Genomic DNA, 571 nt, shown 5'->3' with positions numbered 1-571 from the left:
CCACGATGTAGAGACGCCCGTCGTCGCGATCGCGCAGGATGTCGAGGCCGCCCCAGTCGAAGCCGATCTCGGCGCAGAAGCGGCCGATGGCGGCGATCTCCTCGGCGCTGAACACCTCCTCGGGCGCGCGCAGGGGGCAAGCGACATTGTCGTTGCTGAAGCGATGGGCCACCGGCCGGCGCTTGACGAAGACGCACACCGGCCGCCCCCCGACCGTGGGCGTGCGCAGATCCTCCACCAGCCCGTCGGGCGCGCGATTGTTCACCAGCCGCTGATAGACCCGGCCGGGCTGGGGCTCGACCGGCAGGCAGATGATCTGGCCGTCGTGGACGCCATTGGCCTCGCTCTTCTCAACCGCGACCCCATGGCCCCGGCGCGGGCAGATTGCCAGCGGGTAGCCGAACGCCTGCTCGAACGCCTCCGCCACGCGGCTCTTGGAGATGTCGACAGCGGCGAAGTTCACCAGCCCATGGGCGGGCGCGCCGGGCGGCGGGGCGTGGCTGGAGCGCACGGAATCATCAAACTGCACCACAAGATCGGCCTTGGCGGGGTCGGCCACGACCGATCCGCC

The 571-nt window shown here is 70.6% G+C and carries 1 protein-coding gene; it reads right to left on the bottom strand.

Going from position 1 to position 571, the window contains the following annotated elements:
• A partial coding sequence (locus ACLD7X_RS18025) for a hypothetical protein (protein ID WP_411425062.1) occupies nucleotides 1-559 on the bottom strand: 559 nt, incomplete at its 3' end.
• Nucleotides 560-571: the final 12 nt, after the last annotated feature.

This window comes from Aphanothece microscopica RSMan92 (assembly GCF_046613545.2).
Classification (GTDB): Bacteria; Cyanobacteriota; Cyanobacteriia; order PCC-6307; family Cyanobiaceae; genus NIES-981.
Note: the sequence above shows the minus strand (reverse complement) of the source record. Positions and strands in the feature narration are given on the sequence as shown.